The organism is Mesorhizobium sp. M0243 (assembly GCF_040321775.1).
Lineage (GTDB): Bacteria > Pseudomonadota > Alphaproteobacteria > Rhizobiales > Rhizobiaceae > Mesorhizobium.
In genome coordinates this window covers 62170-77873 of record NZ_JAMYSF010000007.1, presented here as the reverse complement: position 1 = coordinate 77873, position 15704 = coordinate 62170, and the positions used below count along the sequence as shown (strand labels likewise).

General features: G+C 63.9%; 15 protein-coding genes. 4 read left to right on the top strand and 11 right to left on the bottom strand.

The features are described from left to right. The first annotated feature begins 2 nt into the window (after positions 1-2). The 3 genes from NKJ11_RS11520 (at position 3) to NKJ11_RS11510 (ending at position 2672) form a co-directional block, all read left to right on the top strand. Positions 3-761 (top strand): cyclase family protein, encoded by a 759-nt coding sequence (locus tag NKJ11_RS11520; protein ID WP_023810714.1) that lies wholly within the window; start codon positions 3-5, stop codon positions 759-761. Between the two features lie 71 nt (positions 762-832). Beyond that, complete coding sequence (locus NKJ11_RS11515; RefSeq protein WP_128304220.1) at positions 833-2089, top strand: cysteine desulfurase-like protein; 1257 nt, start codon at positions 833-835, stop codon at positions 2087-2089. A gap of 1 nt (position 2090) precedes the next feature. Next, positions 2091-2672: a cupin domain-containing protein gene (locus tag NKJ11_RS11510; RefSeq protein ID WP_352610981.1), complete on the top strand. Its 582-nt coding sequence runs from the start codon at positions 2091-2093 to the stop codon at positions 2670-2672. Positions 2673-2758: 86 nt separating this feature from the next. On the opposite strand, the gene NKJ11_RS11505 is transcribed toward NKJ11_RS11510, so the two are convergent. The 10 genes from NKJ11_RS11505 to gcvA form a co-directional block, all read right to left on the bottom strand. After that, entirely contained in the window at positions 2759-4162 is a 1404-nt protein-coding gene (locus NKJ11_RS11505; RefSeq protein WP_023810711.1) for an MATE family efflux transporter, read from the bottom strand. A 166-nt stretch (positions 4163-4328) separates the two neighbouring features. Next, positions 4329-5915 (bottom strand): FGGY-family carbohydrate kinase, encoded by a 1587-nt coding sequence (locus NKJ11_RS11500; protein ID WP_023810709.1) that lies wholly within the window; start codon positions 5913-5915, stop codon positions 4329-4331. Then, on the bottom strand, positions 5912-6595 hold the full coding sequence (locus tag NKJ11_RS11495; RefSeq protein ID WP_023810708.1) for an HAD family hydrolase: 684 nt from the start codon (positions 6593-6595) through the stop codon (positions 5912-5914). The genes NKJ11_RS11500 and NKJ11_RS11495 overlap by 4 nt, the downstream gene beginning before the upstream one ends. Before the next feature lie 15 nt (positions 6596-6610). Then, positions 6611-8089, bottom strand: coding sequence for a mannitol dehydrogenase family protein (locus NKJ11_RS11490; protein ID WP_352793359.1), 1479 nt, complete (start codon positions 8087-8089; stop codon positions 6611-6613). Positions 8090-8235: 146 nt separating this feature from the next. Next, positions 8236-9006, bottom strand: a complete 771-nt coding sequence (locus NKJ11_RS11485; RefSeq protein ID WP_128304237.1) for an L-iditol 2-dehydrogenase — start codon at positions 9004-9006, stop codon at positions 8236-8238. Between the two features lie 2 nt (positions 9007-9008). Beyond that, positions 9009-10007, bottom strand: a complete 999-nt coding sequence (locus tag NKJ11_RS11480) for an ABC transporter ATP-binding protein (protein ID WP_023810706.1) — start codon at positions 10005-10007, stop codon at positions 9009-9011. Between the two features lie 69 nt (positions 10008-10076). Continuing rightward, positions 10077-10901 (bottom strand): carbohydrate ABC transporter permease, encoded by an 825-nt coding sequence (locus NKJ11_RS11475; protein WP_352553102.1) that lies wholly within the window; start codon positions 10899-10901, stop codon positions 10077-10079. An 11-nt stretch (positions 10902-10912) separates the two neighbouring features. Continuing rightward, positions 10913-11785: a carbohydrate ABC transporter permease gene (locus NKJ11_RS11470; RefSeq protein ID WP_013528414.1), complete on the bottom strand. Its 873-nt coding sequence runs from the start codon at positions 11783-11785 to the stop codon at positions 10913-10915. 123 nt (positions 11786-11908) lie between these two features. Beyond that, entirely contained in the window at positions 11909-13219 is a 1311-nt protein-coding gene (locus NKJ11_RS11465) for an ABC transporter substrate-binding protein (RefSeq protein ID WP_128304222.1), read from the bottom strand. A 223-nt stretch (positions 13220-13442) separates the two neighbouring features. Then, positions 13443-14348 (bottom strand): transcriptional regulator GcvA, encoded by a 906-nt coding sequence (gcvA, locus tag NKJ11_RS11460; RefSeq protein ID WP_023810703.1) that lies wholly within the window; start codon positions 14346-14348, stop codon positions 13443-13445. Between the two features lie 110 nt (positions 14349-14458). On the opposite strand from gcvA, the gene NKJ11_RS11455 reads away from it, so the two are divergent. Continuing rightward, the gene (locus NKJ11_RS11455; protein WP_023810702.1) at positions 14459-14644 is read left to right on the top strand and encodes a hypothetical protein; all 186 of its coding nucleotides are present in this window, start codon (positions 14459-14461) and stop codon (positions 14642-14644) included. Positions 14645-14682: 38 nt separating this feature from the next. Here NKJ11_RS11455 and NKJ11_RS11450 read toward each other — a convergent pair whose 3' ends face one another. Next, positions 14683-15642, bottom strand: a complete 960-nt coding sequence (locus NKJ11_RS11450) for a sugar-binding transcriptional regulator (RefSeq protein WP_352793357.1) — start codon at positions 15640-15642, stop codon at positions 14683-14685. Between the last annotated feature and the right edge of the window lie 62 nt (positions 15643-15704).

Genomic DNA, 15704 nt, shown 5'->3' with positions numbered 1-15704 from the left:
TCTTGTCCACTCCGGGTTCCCTTTGGGACATCTACAGGTCGCGGCTCTCCGCCGCGACCTTCACCGACCTGACGCATGCGTTTCATCCGGGCCAGCCGCACTTCCCGGCCTTCCCGGACGAGGAGCGCCGTGCGTTGCTCGATTTTTCGAAGGGCGACGCCTTCCAGGTCCACCACTACGCCTTCGTCGGACAGTGGGGCACCCATGTCGATCCGCCGGTGCACTTCATCGACGGCGGCCGCTCGATCGACCAACTGTCGGTGGCGGAGATGCTTCTGCCGTTGGTCATCCTCGACATCAGCGACAGGGTCGCCGCCGATCCCGACGCGACGCCGACGCTCGACGACATTTCCGCCTGGGAGACACGGAACGGCCGTATCCCGGAAAAGTGTTTTGTCGCGCTTCGCACCGGGTGGTGGCCGCGCTGGCCAGACCCCGTGGCGTTTCAGAACAAGTCGGCCGACGGTATCTCGCATGCGCCGGGCTGGTCGAAGCCGGTGCTGGAGGAACTTTTGGAACGCCGCGGTGTCGCTGCCATCGGGCACGAGGGCATGGACACCGATCCCGGCCGCGCCACTTCCGCGGGTGACGCAAGCCTGGAATACTATGTGCTGTCCCGCGACTGCTGGCAGATCGAGCTCCTGGCCAATCTCGACAAGGTGCCTGACGCCGGCGCGTTGATAATGGCAAGCTGGCCAAAGCCAAAGGCCGGATCCGGCTTCCCGGCTCGCGCTGTCGCCATCCATGAAGCGGCCGGCTGAACGCGTGAAACCGCAGCTGGCGGCGTCTAGGGGCCGCCACACAACGATCACCAGACACACGGAATTCAGACATGGATATAGACACAGTCCGCGATGCTTTTCCGGCGATGGCGAGAGGTGCCGAGCCGAAGAAGCGGATTTTCTTCGACAATCCCGCGGGAACCCAGATGGCGAGCCGTTCGATCGAGCGCATGACGCGTGCCATGATCGAGACCAACGCCAATCTTGGTGGCTATTTCGAAACCTCACTCGCGGCCCAGGCGATGGTCGACGACGCGCATCAGGCGATGGCCGATTTCTTCAATGCCGCGGACCGGCGTGAGGTGGTGTTCGGCCAGAACATGACGACGCTGACTTTCGCCGTCTCGCGCGCCATCGGCCGCGATCTGAACGCCGGCGACGCCATCGTGTTGACGCGCATGGATCATGACGCCAACGTCGCACCCTGGCTGATGCTGGCGGAGGATCGCGGGCTTGAGGTACGCTGGATCGACCTCGATCCAAAAACGTTCGAACTCGACCTGTCGACGCTGGAGGCCACTATCGACGAGGAGGTCAAGCTGGTCGCCGTCGGCTATGCCAGCAACGTTACCGGCACGATCAACGACGTGAAGCGGATCGCGCAGCGCGCACGCGCGGTCGGGGCGCTGAGCTATATCGACGCGGTGCAGTTCGCGCCGCATGGAGTGATCGACGTCCAGGAGATTGGCTGTGATTTCCTGGTTTGCTCGGCCTACAAATTTTTCGGACCGCATCACGGGGTGTTGTGGGGCCGGTTCGATCTGCTGCAGGCGCTGACCGCCTACAAGGTGCGCGCGGCTTCGAACACGCCACCTGGAAAATTCGAGACGGGGACGACAAGCCGCGAGTCGCTTGCCGGGGTGCTTGGCGCCGTCGAGCACTATGCCTGGCTCGGACAGTCCTTCGGCAACGTCCACCCGCAGGCGACGCGGCGCGAGCGCATCGTCGCCGGCATTGAAGTCGCCGACCGTTATGAGCGTGTCCTGACAGCACGGCTGATTGCCGGATTGTCCAGAATTGATGGCGTCTTGGTCCAGGGTATAACCGATGTGGCGGCGCTGGCGCGCCGGGTGCCTACCGTGTCGATCACCGTTGACGGAACCGATCCCGCCGATATCGCCAAGGCGATGGCAAAGGAAGGCATCTATCTCTGGCATGGCCACAATTACGGTTTGGAGCCAATCAAGCGGCTGGGGCTTGCGGACCGCAACGGCGTCGTCCGCATCGGGCTGGCCCATTATAACACCGAGGCGGAAGTCGATTTTCTGTTGGCGAAGCTGGCGGACTGGATGAAGACGCGGACCTGACATGGGCGACAGAAACGGAACCCCGAGGATCGGCGTCAAGCTGCGCCATGCCAGACAGGTGCTTGGCCTCAGCCTGGAAGAGCTCGGCGCCCGCATCGGGCTGACAGAGGGTTATCTCTCGAAGATCGAAAACGACCGCGCGACGCCCTCGATGGCGGCTCTGCACCGGCTGGTGCAGGCGCTGGGCATCAACATGAACGCTATGTTCGGCACGCTGCAGCACAATGCCTCGGAAGTGTTCGTGTTGCGGCAAAACGAGCGTCCGCACATGGAGACGGGACATCGGCGCTCGGGCAACCATGTCGTGCTCGAGCAATTGGTGCCATCCGGTCCGGAATATCTGCTGCAGATCAATGTCCACGTGATCGAGGCCGGCGGCGGCAGCCTCGAGTTGATCAGCCACAAGGGACAGGAATTCGGCTACGTGCTCGAAGGTTCCGTCGAGTTGCTGGTCGAGACGAACGTGGTGGCGCTCGAGGCAGGCGACGCGTTTTATTTCAACTCCGAACTCGGCCACGGCTACCGCAATATCGGTTCGACCACGGTCCGTATCCTCTGGGTCAACACGCCGCCGACATTCTGACCGCCTCTATCGCGGAGTTGTGAAGGCGTTGTTCAATGAGCCAACGCCCACAGGACAACAGCCGCCGGGCCATCGGCCGTTCTGTTTCAATGCCCGAACGCGAGCGGCGGCGCCAACCGGTCGCGCCGCAGCCAGCGCGCCAGCAGCAGCGCGGCCACCACGGCCAGCCCCGTCGACAGGCCGATCCAGATGCCGACGCCATGCAGGCCGAAATGGAAGGCGAGCAGCACGCCGAGCGGCAGGCCGACGCCCCAATAGCCGATCGCGGCATAGATCATCGGCACCTTGGTGTCATGCAGGCCGCGCAGCATGCCGGCGGCCACCGCCTGGGCGCCGTCGAAGACCTGGAACAGCGCCGCGAAGACCAGGAACGACACGGCAAGTTCGATCACCCTGGCATTGGCCGGATTGCCCAGATCGATGAAGGCGCTGATCAGCGGATGCGGCCACAGGATCATCACCAGCCCCATCAGCGCCATGAACGAGACGCCGATGACAAAGGCGGTCCAGCCGGCGCGCGAGACGCCTTCCGGATTGCCGGCGCCGTGCGCAAGGCCGACGCGCACCGTCACCGCCTGGTTGAGGCCGAGCGGCACCATGAAGGAGATCGAGGCGATCTGGATGGCGATCGCGTGCGCGGCCAGGGAATCCGCGTCGATCAGGCCCATCAGCAGGGCCGCCGCATTGAAGATCGTCACCTCGAAGGCGAGGATGCCGGCAATCGGCAGGCCGAGCCGCAACAGGCCCTTGAAGCGCGGCCAGTCGGCGCGCCAGAAACGGCCGAACAGACGGTAGCGGCGGAACTTCTTCTCCAGCATCACCACGGCAGCCATGCCGATGAACATCAGCGCTGAGGACAGCGAGGTGGCAAGGCCCGACCCGGCAATGCCCATTGCCGGCACGCCGAGATTGCCGAACATGAACACCCAGTTGAAGAAGACGTTGCAGGCGACGGCGACGAAGACGATGACCAGCGCCCAGCCCGGCCGTTCCAGCGCCGAGATGAACGAGCGCAGCACGATATAGAAGTAGAAGGGCAGCACCGCCCATTCGAGCCAGCGCAGATAGATGCCGGCCTGATGGGCCAGAACCGGGTCCTGGCCCATGGCCAATAGAATGCCCTCGCCGTGCCAAAGCACGAGCCAGATCGGGATCGAGATCAGGATCGCCAGCCACAGGCCCTGGCGCACGGTGCGGCGCAGGTCGCGCACCGAATAGCGGCGGCGGCCGAGCTCGGTAGCGATCATCGGCGAGGTCGCCAGCATCAGGCCGAGGCCGAAGATCAGCGGCATGAAATAAAGGTTGGCGCCAAGCGCGCCGCTGGCCAGCGTATCCGGGCCCAGACGACCCATCATCATGACGTCGGTGGCCGTCATCGCGGTCTGGCCGAGATTGGTCAGCACCATCGGCCAGGCGAGCGCCAGCGTCGCCCTGATTTCCTGACGCCAAAGATTTTCCGGCGCGCGAGCGCCGGCTTCGATCGCAGACATTGTTCCGCTCTTTCCACCTACGGCACGTCGGCCAGAGCCGGAAGCCGCATGTCAAACGGCAAAACCTTCGGTTTCGCCGCGTTTGCGTCAGCTTCTGGACGAAACGCGACATGAAGGCAAGAGAGGAGGGACGGGAACGGATTGAGCCAGCGACCGGCCCGATGCTCTAGCGGATCGCGTCCAGCATCCGGCGCTGGCGGTGCATCTCGAGGAAAACCTTGTAGTCGCGCTCGAAACGCCCTGATGATTTCGGGTTCGACGGGCGCGTCCTGCCGCCTTGCTGCATGGCAAGACAGGCGGCGTTGAGGTCGGGAAACAGCCCGGCAGCGGTGGCGGCGATCATGCCGGTACCGAGCAGCACCGCCTCGTCGGCCAGCGGCTCGATCACCGTGCAGCCGGTGGCGTCGGCGTAGAGTTCCATCAGCAGCGGGTTCTTGGTGTGGCCGCCGGTGACGTGCAGCGTGTCGATCAGATAGCCGTTCTCGTTCAGTGCCTCCAGCACGTGGCGCACGCCGAGCGCGATGCCGACGGCGGTGCGCCAATAGAGCTTGCACAGGCTGTCGAAGGAGGAATCCAGCGTCAGCCCGCTGACGACGCCGACGGCATGCGGATCGGCGAGCGGTGAGCGGTTGCCATGAAAGTCGGGCAGCACATGCAGCCTTGCGGCGAGGCTGTCGCCCTCGATGGCGCGCAGCTCGGCGACACGCCTGGCGATCTTCGCATGCATGGCGGCATCCGGCTCGCCGCCGGCGCCGTGCCAGCGGATGATGTGGTCGAGCAGGGCGCCGGTCGCCGACTGGCCGCCTTCCGACAGCCACAGCCTGGGCAGCGCCGCGCCGTAATACGGCCCCCAGACGCCGGCGAAAGGCTGCGGATCCGGTGACATCGCCATGACGCAGCTCGACGTGCCGGCGATCAGCGCCAAATGCCGGCCGATGTCCTGTTCGTCGCCGGCAAAGCCGCCGAGCACGCCAAGCGCGCCGGCATAGGCATCGATGACGCCGGAGCCCACCCGGCATTTCTCGCTCAGCCCAAGCTCGGCCGCCGCTTGCGCCGTCAATCGACCGATATCGGCGCCGACGGGACTGGCCTTTTCCGGCAGGCTGCCGTGCTCGAAAAGATCGCCGAGGCCGACGAGCTCGAAGAAGTCGCGCCGCCAGCCTGTCTCCTCATGCGCCAGATAGGTCCATTTGGCGGTCAGCGTGCATTGCGAGCGGGCCAGCGAACCCGTCGCTTGCCAGGTCAGGAAATCGGTCAGGTCGAATAAATAGCCGGCTTCATTCCACGTGTCCGGCAAATTGCGCTTCAGCCACATCAGTTTCGGCGTCGCCATTTCCGGCGACATGACGCCGCCGATGTAATTCAGCACGGCGTGGCCGCTTGCCGTGCATTCGTCGGCCTCGGCGATGGCGCGGTGGTCGAGCCAGACGACGGTGTCCCAGCGCTTGTCGCCCGTGACCGAGACACTGAGCTGGCTGCCTTGCCGGTCGCGCACCACCAGCGAACAGGTGGCATCGAAGGAGATGCCGACAATGTCCTCAGGCTCGACACCGGCTTTTTCGCGGGCAGCGCGCACGGCGGTGCAGACGGCCGACCAGATATCGCGCGAATCATGCTCGGCGTGATCGGGCTTCGGCTGGTTCATGGCGATCGGCCGCTCGGCGCGGCCGAGCAAGGTGCCACTGGTGTCGAGAATGCCCGCGCGAGCGCTCCCGGTGCCGACATCGACCGCGCAAACGAACTGTTTCGTCAAGATGCTCTGTCTCTCGCTCCCAAGCCTGCAATCAGATCGGGCAATTGCAGCATGTCAGCGAATATAAAGTCCGGTTCACTCGACGCAAGCCGCGCTTTCAAGGCGGGATTGCCGGCATGCGATCCGCCGGTGAAGGCGAGCACGCGCATCCCTGCCGCCCGCGCAGCAGCGATGCCGGCCGGGCTGTCCTCGATGACGAGGCATTTGCGCGGATGGGCCCGCATGCTGGCGGCGGCATGCAGGAACAGATCCGGCGCCGGCTTTCCCTTGGCCACCATGGTGGCACTGAACAGATGCGGCTCCATCAGCCCAAGCAATCCGGTGACGTCGAGCGCGTAGCGGATGCGGTCGAGCGTGCCTGAGGACGCGACACAGTACGGCAGCCCAAGCTTGGGCAGCATCTTCCTGACGCCGGCGATCGGCTTCAGCTCCTCGCGGAATTTGCGCATCAATTCGACGCGCATCTCGGTCAGGTGCAGGTCGGTGATATCGAGCCCGAAGTCGCGGCCGAGGATCTCGCGCACGCTTTTCATGCTCTTGCCGAGGAAATGCTCGTAGGCGGCGTCCTCACTGACGCTGCCGCCGGCAAGTTTGACCATGCCAAGCAGCGCCGAGACGGAGAGCGCCTCGCTGTCGACCAGCACGCCATCACAGTCGAAGATGACCAGCTCAGGCGTCATGATGGAGAATGGCTCTCAGAGCTTGCCGGCGAGGTAGCGCGTCAGCGTCGCGCGCGCGCCATTCGCCCACAGCACGTTGAGCGCATGGGCAAAGGCCTCGACAAACGCCGTCGCGCGGCCGACATCGCCATAGATGTCCTCCATGGCGAGCCAGGCGGCGGGAGCATCCTTTGCCGCCTTTGCCGTCGCTTGCAGCCGGTCCCAGCTCGGATCGTTGGGCTCGATGACGGCACCGCTGTCGGTCGTACCGAAGCAATAGCGGCACCAGAGCGCTGATTCCAGCGCCAGGCCGACGACGCTTTTCCCGGCCTTCAGCCGGTCGGCGATGGTCGGGATGATGAATTTCGGCTGGCGGTTGGAGCCGTCGAGGCAGAGCCGGCGCACCGTGTCGCCGATCTTGGGATTGGAGAAGCGGCTCTCGATGAGCTGGTAGTAGTCTTCCAGGACCGTGTCCGGCACCGGCGGCACGGTCGGGATGATTTCGTCCCGTTCGAGCTTGGCCAGAAACCCGCTCACCAGCGGCTCCTGCATCGCCTCATGGACGAAATGGATGTCCATCAGCCCGGCCGGATAAGCGATGGTGGCGTGGCCGCCATTGAGGATGCGGATCTTCATCAATTCGTAGGGCGCAACGTCTTTGACGAACTGCACGCCGACCTTTTCCAGTGGCGGCCGGCCGCCGGTGAAATGGTCCTCCAGCACCCACTGCCGGAACGGCTCGCAGAACACCGGCCAGTTGTCCTCAAGGCCAAAATCCTTGGCGAGAATGCCGCGTTCGCGATCGGTGGTCGCCGGCGTGATGCGATCGACCATGCCGTTCGGAAAGGCGACATGCTCGCTGAGCCAGTTCGCCAGGTCCTCGTCTATCAGGCGGGCCAGGCCGATGACGCCGTCGGAGGTGACATGGCCATTGTGAGGAATGTTGTCGCACGACATCACCGTGAACGGCACGGTGCCCTCGTCGCGCCGCCGCACCAGCCCGGCAAGGATGATGCCGAACACCGTCTTCGGCGTCGCGCCGGGCTGCGCATCGGCGACGATGTCGGGGTGGGTCGGGTTGAACACGCCGGAGGCCGGATCGATGAAATAACCGCCTTCGGTGATGGTCAGCGAAACGATCTTGATCGCCGGGTCGGCAAGCCGTTCGACGATGCCGGCCGCATCGCCGGGCATCAGGAAGTCGATCATGGCGCCGGTGACGCGGGCGCTCATATGGCCGCTGTCCTGCTCGACCACCGTGGTCAGCCAATCCTGCTCTTCCAGTTTGCCGCGACCGATCTTTTCACCGTCGAACACGCCGGCGCCGATCAGCGCCCAGTCATGGCCGATGCCCGCATTGAACAAATCGTCGAGATAGACGGCCTGATGCGAGCGGTGAAAATTGCCAACGCCGAAATGCACGATGCCGGCCTTCAATGTTGCGCGGTCATACTTCGGACCGGCGACCTCAGTGGGCAGCTTGGAGAGGTTTGAGGACGAGAGTTTCACGGTCATCTGTTTTACCCTTTGGCCGGATTTCGGCCTTCGTTACGCTCCTCTCCCGGTCGGGGAGAGGATAAGGGGTGGCACTTGCTACGCGCCCGCTGATGTCGGCCTCTGCTCCTCGCGGAGGTACGAGGAGCAGAGGCCGTCCCCCGCCCTCAACTCATCCACTGGCCGCCGTCGACATTGTAGGTCTGGGCGACGACGTATTCGGCGTCGGCGCTGGCGAGAAAAACCGCCATGCCGGTAAGGTCCTGCGCCGTGCCCATGCGGCCATAGGGCACCGCCTCGCCGACCAGTTTCTTCTTCTCGCCCCTCGGCCGGTTTTCATATTTGGCGAACAGCGAATCGACGTGATCCCAGTGCTCGCCGTCGACCACGCCAGGGGCAATCGCGTTGACGTTGATGCGGTGCTTGATGAGGTCGAGCCCCGCCGACTGGGTCAGCGAGATGACGGCGGCCTTGGTGGCGCAGTAGACGCCGACCAGCGCCTCGCCGCGGCGTCCGGCCTGGCTCGCCATGTTGATGATCCTGCCGCCCCGGCCAGCGGCGATCATCGAGCGGGCGGCAGCCTGCAGCATGAACAGCGTGCCGGCGACATTGACGGAAAACAATTTGTCGTAGCTTGCCTTGGTGATCTCGACGATCGGCGCCAGGTCGAACAGGGCGGCGTTGTTGATCAGGATATCCAGGCCACCGGTCTTCGTCTCGACGGCTTTCACCGCCGCTTCGATCGAGGCGAGGTCGGTGACGTCGAGCTTGACCGCATAGGCCTTGCCGCCGATCTCGGCGGCTGTCTTCTGCGCCGCCTCGAGATTGATGTCGGCGATGGCGACGGTTGCGCCTTCGCCGGCATAGGCTTCGGCGAAGGCTCTGCCGATGCCGCGGGCCGAACCCGTGATCAGCGCGGATTTGCCGGCCAGTCTCATGCTCACATCGCCTTTCCGTCGGCGCCGAAGCGGTGCAGCTTGGCCTTGTCCGCTGTCAGATAGATGGTGTCGCCGTGACGGACGGCGAGTTCGCCGTCGGCGCGCACTGTCAGCGGACCGACGCCATCGGACTGGACGTGCAGGAAGGTGTCGGAGCCGAGATGTTCGGCGACGCCGACAGTGGCTTTCCATTCGCCCGCCGTGGTCGAGATCTCCAGATGCTCGGGACGGATGCCGATGGTCTTGGCGCCGTTTTTGGCAGCCGGCGCGCCTTCTATCAGGTTCATCTTCGGCGAGCCGATGAAGCCGGCGACGAACAGGTTCTTCGGCGTCTTGTAGAGCTCCATCGGCGAGCCGACCTGCTCGATGTTGCCGGCGTTCAGCACGACGATCTTGTCGGCCATGGTCATGGCTTCGACCTGATCGTGGGTGACGTAGATCATGGTGGTCTTGAGCTGATGGTGCAACTCGCTGATCTCCAGCCGCATGGTGCCGCGCAGTGCCGCATCGAGGTTGGACAGCGGTTCGTCGAACAGGAATGCGGTCGGCTGACGCACGATGGCGCGGCCGATGGCGACGCGTTGGCGCTGGCCGCCGGAAAGCTGGCCGGGCCGGCGTTCGAGATAGTTGGTCAAGTTGAGCACGCGCGCCGCGTCTCCCACCTTCTTGTCGATGGTCGCCTTGTCCTCACCGGCCATCTTCAGCGGAAAGCCGATGTTCTTGGCCACCGTCATGTGCGGATAGAGCGCGTAGGACTGGAACACCATGGCCAGCTTGCGCTTGGCCGGTGCCTCGCCGGTGACGTCGCGGCCGTCGATGTTGATGGAGCCGCCGCTGGTGTCCTCGAGCCCGGCGATCAGGCGCAGCAGCGTTGACTTGCCGCAACCCGACGGGCCGACGAAGACGACGAACTCGCCATTCTCGATCACCAGGTCGAGACCGGGGATGATGGACGTCGCTCCGAAGGATTTGGAGACGTTCTTGAGCGTGATGTTTCCCATGATTTCCTCCCCGAGGGGTTATTTCTGCCGATTGCTTCGAACAATTCCGTTATTTCACCGCACCACCAATTATTTGACCGCACCAAATGTCAGGCCGCGCACCAACTGCTTCTGGCTGAACCAGCCCATGATCAGGATCGGCGCGATGGCCAGCGTCGAGGCGGCCGAAAGCTTGGCCCAGAACAGGCCTTGCGGGCTGGAGAACGAGCTGATGAAGGCGGTCAGCGGTGCGGCTTCCGTCGTCGTCAGCCGGATTGTCCAGAACGCCTCGTTCCAGGCCAGGATGATGTTGAGCAGCATCGTCGAGGCGATGCCCGGCACCGCCATCGGCGTCAGCACATAGACGATCTCGTTCCACAGCGAGGCGCCGTCCATGCGCGCCGCTTCCAGGATCTCGCCCGGTATTTCGCGGAAGTAAGTGTAGAGCATCCACACCACGATCGGCAGGTTGATCAGCATCAGCATGATCATCAGGCCGATGCGGCTGTCGAGCAGTCCGGTATCGCGGAAGATCAAGTAGATCGGGAACAGCACCGCGACCGCGGGCATCATCTTGGTGGACAGCATCCACATCAAGATGTCCTTGGTCCGCTTGGTCGGCGAGAAGGCCATCGACCATGCCGCCGGTATGGCGACCAGCAGGGCCAGGATGGTCGAGCCGACCGAGAGCAGAACCGAGTTGAAGAAGAACTTGAAGTAGCCGCTTTGCGCCTGAACCTCGGCATAGCTCTCGAACGTTCCCGACGGGATGATGCTGAAGCCCTGGATGGCTTCCTGCTCCGACTTGAACGAGGTGATGATCGTGTAGAGGATCGGGAAGAAGATCAGCAGGGCGACGATCCAGGCGGCAATTGTCGCAATCGTCTTGTGCTGGGTGGTGACTGAGCGTGCCATCGTAGCCTCCCTTACTTGTCCAGGTTCTTGCCGACCGCGCGCATGGCGAAGAAGGCAACGATGTTGGCGAGAATGACGGCGATCACGCCGCCGGCGGATGCCTGGCCGATTTTGAACTCCAGCAACGCCTTCTGGTAGACGAGGAAGGGCAGGTTGGTGGAGGCGTATCCCGGGCCGCCATTGGTGGTGACGAGGATCTCGGCATAGACGGAGAGGAGGAAGATCGTCTGGATCAGGATGACGACCGTGATGGCGCGCGACATGTGCGGCAGCGTCAGATAGATGAAGCGGCTGATGAAGCCGGCGCCGTCCATCTCGGCGGCTTCCTTCTGCTCACCGTCGAGCGACTGCAACGCGGTCAAGAGAATGAGCGTGGCGAAAGGCAGCCATTGCCAGGCGACGATGATGATGATCGCCAGCATCGGATGCTGCCCGAACCAGTCGATCGGCTGGGCCCCGAAGAAGCGGGCTATATCGGCGAACACCCCGTATTGCGGGTGCATGATCATGTTCTTCCAGACCAGTGCGGCCACCGGCGGCATGACGAAGAACGGCGAAATGACGAGGATGCGCACGATGCCCTGGCCCCACATCGGCTGGTCGATCAGCAGCGCCAGAAGGATGCCGCCGATCACCGTGATCAGGAGCACGCTGACCACCAAGGTGAGCGTGTTGAGGATCGATTGCAGGAAGGCCGGGTTGGAATAGAACAGCGCGTAGTTCGAGAAGCCGACGAAGCCGTCGCGGATCGGATTGAGCGGGTTGTATTGCTGGAAAGAGAACCAGATGGTGATGACCAGCGGCACAATCATCCAGACGAACAGCAGCACCACGGATGGCGCCATCATGAAACGGGCAAGCGAACGGGTCTGCTGAGTAGCCATGACGGTCACCCTTCACTGGTCAGACGGAATTTTCAAAAGGCGTTAAAGGCGGCCGCCCGAACTGGGAACTCGGGCGGCCGTTGCCGGTCAGGAGGCGACCGGCAGTCGGCACCGGGAGGAGCCTTACTTGATGTACCCGCCTTCGGTCATAGCCGCGGTGGCGGCGTCCTGGGCCTGCTTCAGGGCGTCGTCGACGCTCGACTGGCCGGCAAGAGCCGCCGAGAAGAGCTGGCCGACAGTGGTGCCAAGACCCTGGAACTCAGGGATGGCGACGAACTGCACGCCGACATAGGGCACCGGCTTGACGGTCGGATGCGTCGGGTCGGCGGCGTTGATGGAGTCCAGCGTCATCTTGGCGAACGGAGCCGCCTTCTGGTATTCGGCATTGGCGTAGAGCGAGGAGCGCGTGCCCGGAGGAACGTTGGCCCAGCCTTCCTTCGAAGCGACGAGTTCCGCATAATGCTTGCTGGTCGCCCAGGAGACGAATTTCTGGGCGGCATCGGCCTTCTGCGTGCCGGCGGGGATCGCCAGCGACCATGCCCACAGCCAATTGCCGCGCTTGCCCAGGCCATTGTCGGGTGCCAGCGCATATCCAACCTTGTCGGCGACCTGCGATGCCTTGGGATCGGAGACGAAGGACGCAGCGACGGTGGCGTCGATCCACATGCCGCATTTGCCCTGCTGGAACAGCGCCAGGTTTTCGTTGAAGCCGTTGGAGGACGCACCCTCAGGGCCGTCGGCCTTCATCAGGTCGACATAGAACTGCAGCGTGTTCTTCCATTCCGGCTGATCGAACTGCGGCTTCCAGTTCTCGTCGAACCAGCGCGCCCCGAAGGAGTTCGACATGGCGGTCAGGAAAGCCATGTTCTCGCCCCAGCCGGCCTTGCCGCGCAGGCACACGCCGTTCACGCCATTGGCGCGATCGGTCATCTTGTCGGCGGCCTGCCTGATGAAGTCCCAGGTGGGCGCGTCGGGCATCTTCAGTCCGGCCTTCTCGATCAGGTCCTTGCGGTACATGACGAAGGAGCTTTCGCCGTAGAAGGGCGCGGCATAGAGCTTGCCGTCGACCGAAAGGCCGCCGGCGATGGCCGGGATGATATCCTTGGCGTCGTAGTCGTCGCCGAGCTTGTCGAGCGGCAGCAGCCAGCTCTGCTTGGCCCAGATCGGAACCTCATAGGTGCCGATGGTCATCACGTCGTACTGGCCGCCCTTGGTGGCGATGTCGGTGGTGACGCGCTCGCGCAGCACGTTTTCTTCGAGCGTAACCCAGTTGAGCTGGATGTCGGGGTTCGCCTTGGTGAAGTCCTCGGTCAGCTTTTGCATGCGGACCATATCGCCATTGTTGACGGTGGCGATGGTGATGGATTCGGCATGTGCGGCGAACGCAAGCGTGCTGGCCGTCAACAAGCCCAGGGTGAGCGTGCGAAGTTTCATCAAATTCCTCCCTTGAACCAAGATGAGCATTTGCCTTGGCTTTGGGCAATTACTCACTTGGCGTGAATTATGTCAAGCCGGATTCGATGCTGCAGCGCAGCACTTGGGCGACACCGCAGGCCGGGACGAGCGAAATGCCAGGGCGCGGATCGTCCCGGCCGCATACAGTGAGGCAACGGCGGATACATCTGCGAGAACCAGGTGCAGCCCGGAAGCTTGCCGGTCAGCAGGCGATCTCGGCCAGCAGCCAGTCGCGGAAGGCACGGATCTTCGGCACGTTGCGGCGCGCCTCGGGATAGACCAGCCAATAGGCATGGCCGTCGTCGCCAACCAGATCGAAAGGTTGGATCAGGCGCCCGTCCGCGAGTTCCGCCTTGAACAGCGCCCTGGTCAGGATCGCGACGCCATGACCGGCGATCGCCGCATTGGCCTCATAGGCCTGCGCGCCCATGCTGCTGCCGGGCCGCTTGGCAAGATCGTGCGAGTGCACGCCAGCAGCCGAGAACCATTCCGTCCACCAGATGTCGCCGGGATCGAGGATAGGCAGCCGCAAGAGGTCGGCCGGTTCCCTGACGCCGCCGATGGTCGCCGCGAGTTTCGGGCTCAGCATCGGCGTGAAGTCGGCATCGAGCAGCTTGTGCGCTTCCAGGCCCGGCCATTTGCCGCCGCCCGAGCGGATGGCAATATCGGTATCCTCGCGGGCAAAGTCGGTCAGGCGGCTCGACGTTTCGAGCCGCACCGCCAGCGACGGATGGGCGATCTGGAACGACCCCAGCCGGTGCGCGAGCCAGTTCGAGGCGAATGTCAGCACCGTCGTGACGCACAGCAAGCCGTCGGCCCCGCCACGCACCGCGGCATAGGCCTGGCCAAGGATGGCGAAGGCCTCGCTGACCGCAGGTGCCAGGCGCTGCCCGGCCTCGGTTAACACGATCTGCCGCGGCCGGCGTAGGAACAGCGGCGCGCCGACACGCTCCTCCAGCACCTTGATCTGATAGCTGACCGCCGCTTGCGTCATGGCGAGTTCGCCGGCGGCCTTGGTGAAGGAAAGATGCCGCGCCACCGCGTCGAACACCCGGATCGCCTGCAGCGGCGGGAGTGGCGAAACCTGTCGCGAGCCGAGGTCCGGCATAAGGCCTCCTTATGGATCATGATCGATGTTCGATTGGCAAAGACCGCCGGCAAGACCGACATTCCCAGTCAACCCGTCATTCGGGTCCAGGATAGCGAAGGTTGACGATCATGACCATGGCGCAGCAAAAATGCACTCCCGCACCGGATCACCGCTGGTTTTCGTGGCTGACGGATGGATTCGGCTGGTTCGCGACCAAAAAACGGGCGCATCTCGATATCAGGGACCTGTCGCCGCATCTGCAGCGCGATCTCGGGTTTCTCGATGGCAACGACCCTTTCGGGCGGCACGGCTAGTGCGGTTGGCCTTATCGCAAACCGGGTTGTGGGTCCGGTCAGATGCCAGCCAGCAGGGCGGCGGCGGCCCGTTCATCGGTGATGAGGCCGTTGATCAGCCGCCGGTTCGCGGCCGCTAGGATGCCTGGCAGCTTTCGTTCGCCCATGGCCAGTGCGATGACCAGCGATTTCTCGCGTGACGGTAGCGAAGCCGACGACACCCGGTCGTTGGTGATGCCCTCGATCATGCGGCCCTCCCTATCGAACACCCAGCCGACGATCTCCGCGATGCCGCCGGCCTTCTGCAGCGCCTTCAATTCGCTCTCCGAAATGAAGCCGTCTTCGTAGAGCGGCGCCTTGGGGCCGAGATCGCCGATGCCGATGAAGGTGACGTCGGCTTCCGCCGCCAGCGCCAGCGTCGGCTGGATCATCGGCTGGTTGAGCAGCATCTCGCGCTCCTCCGGCGACGAGGCGATGACCGGCAGCGGCATCGGGAAGGAGCGCGCCTTGACCCTGTCGGCCATGGTGAAGATGACGTTGTAGAAGGCGGCCGAGCCGTCCGGCGAGATGTTGCCGGTCAACGACACCACCTTGTGTTGCGGGCATTCCATTGGCGGCAGCTGCTCGATCGCCGCCTTTAGCGTGCGACCGGTGCCGATCGCCATGACGATCGGGGTCGGAGACCGCAACCGCCGCTCGATCTCGGCGGCAGCCGCCTCGGCGATGCCGATCGTGGTCGAGGACGAATTGGGGTCGCTCGGCACCACCTCGACCAGATCGAGCGCAAAGCGCGATCTCAGCCGTGCCGCCAGATCGAGGCAGTTGGCGATCGGATGGTCGACGCGAACCTTGATCAAGCCCTCCGACACCGCCAGCGATACCAGCCGCTGCGCCGTCTGCCGCGAAATGCCGAGCGTCGAAGCGATCTGGTCCTGTGTGTTGCCGGCAACATAATAAAGCCAGCCGGCGCGCGCCGCATCGTCCAGCCTGTTGCTGCCACCATCCTGCCGGCTATTCAAAGTCCTGCCTCCCGAGACCGCCGGTTGTGAGAGCGGCCCATGCCCCACTTTCGCAGGGAACG

What these genes read in the sequence shown, in the direction of transcription:
- NKJ11_RS11515 (WP_128304220.1), top strand. Translation starts at nt 833, where the DNA reads ATGGATATAGACACAGTCCGCGATGCTTTTCCGGCGATGGCGAGAGGT.
- NKJ11_RS11510 (WP_352610981.1), top strand. Translation starts at nt 2,091, where the DNA reads ATGGGCGACAGAAACGGAACCCCGAGGATCGGCGTCAAGCTGCGCCAT.
- NKJ11_RS11505 (WP_023810711.1), bottom strand. Translation starts at nt 4,162, where the DNA reads ATGTCTGCGATCGAAGCCGGCGCTCGCGCGCCGGAAAATCTTTGGCGT.
- NKJ11_RS11495 (WP_023810708.1), bottom strand. Translation starts at nt 6,595, where the DNA reads ATGACGCCTGAGCTGGTCATCTTCGACTGTGATGGCGTGCTGGTCGAC.
- NKJ11_RS11490 (WP_352793359.1), bottom strand. Translation starts at nt 8,089, where the DNA reads ATGACCGTGAAACTCTCGTCCTCAAACCTCTCCAAGCTGCCCACTGAG.
- NKJ11_RS11485 (WP_128304237.1), bottom strand. Translation starts at nt 9,006, where the DNA reads ATGAGACTGGCCGGCAAATCCGCGCTGATCACGGGTTCGGCCCGCGGC.
- NKJ11_RS11480 (WP_023810706.1), bottom strand. Translation starts at nt 10,007, where the DNA reads ATGGGAAACATCACGCTCAAGAACGTCTCCAAATCCTTCGGAGCGACG.
- NKJ11_RS11475 (WP_352553102.1), bottom strand. Translation starts at nt 10,901, where the DNA reads ATGGCACGCTCAGTCACCACCCAGCACAAGACGATTGCGACAATTGCC.
- NKJ11_RS11470 (WP_013528414.1), bottom strand. Translation starts at nt 11,785, where the DNA reads ATGGCTACTCAGCAGACCCGTTCGCTTGCCCGTTTCATGATGGCGCCA.
- NKJ11_RS11465 (WP_128304222.1), bottom strand. Translation starts at nt 13,219, where the DNA reads ATGAAACTTCGCACGCTCACCCTGGGCTTGTTGACGGCCAGCACGCTT.
- gcvA (WP_023810703.1), bottom strand. Translation starts at nt 14,348, where the DNA reads ATGCCGGACCTCGGCTCGCGACAGGTTTCGCCACTCCCGCCGCTGCAG.
- NKJ11_RS11455 (WP_023810702.1), top strand. Translation starts at nt 14,459, where the DNA reads ATGACCATGGCGCAGCAAAAATGCACTCCCGCACCGGATCACCGCTGG.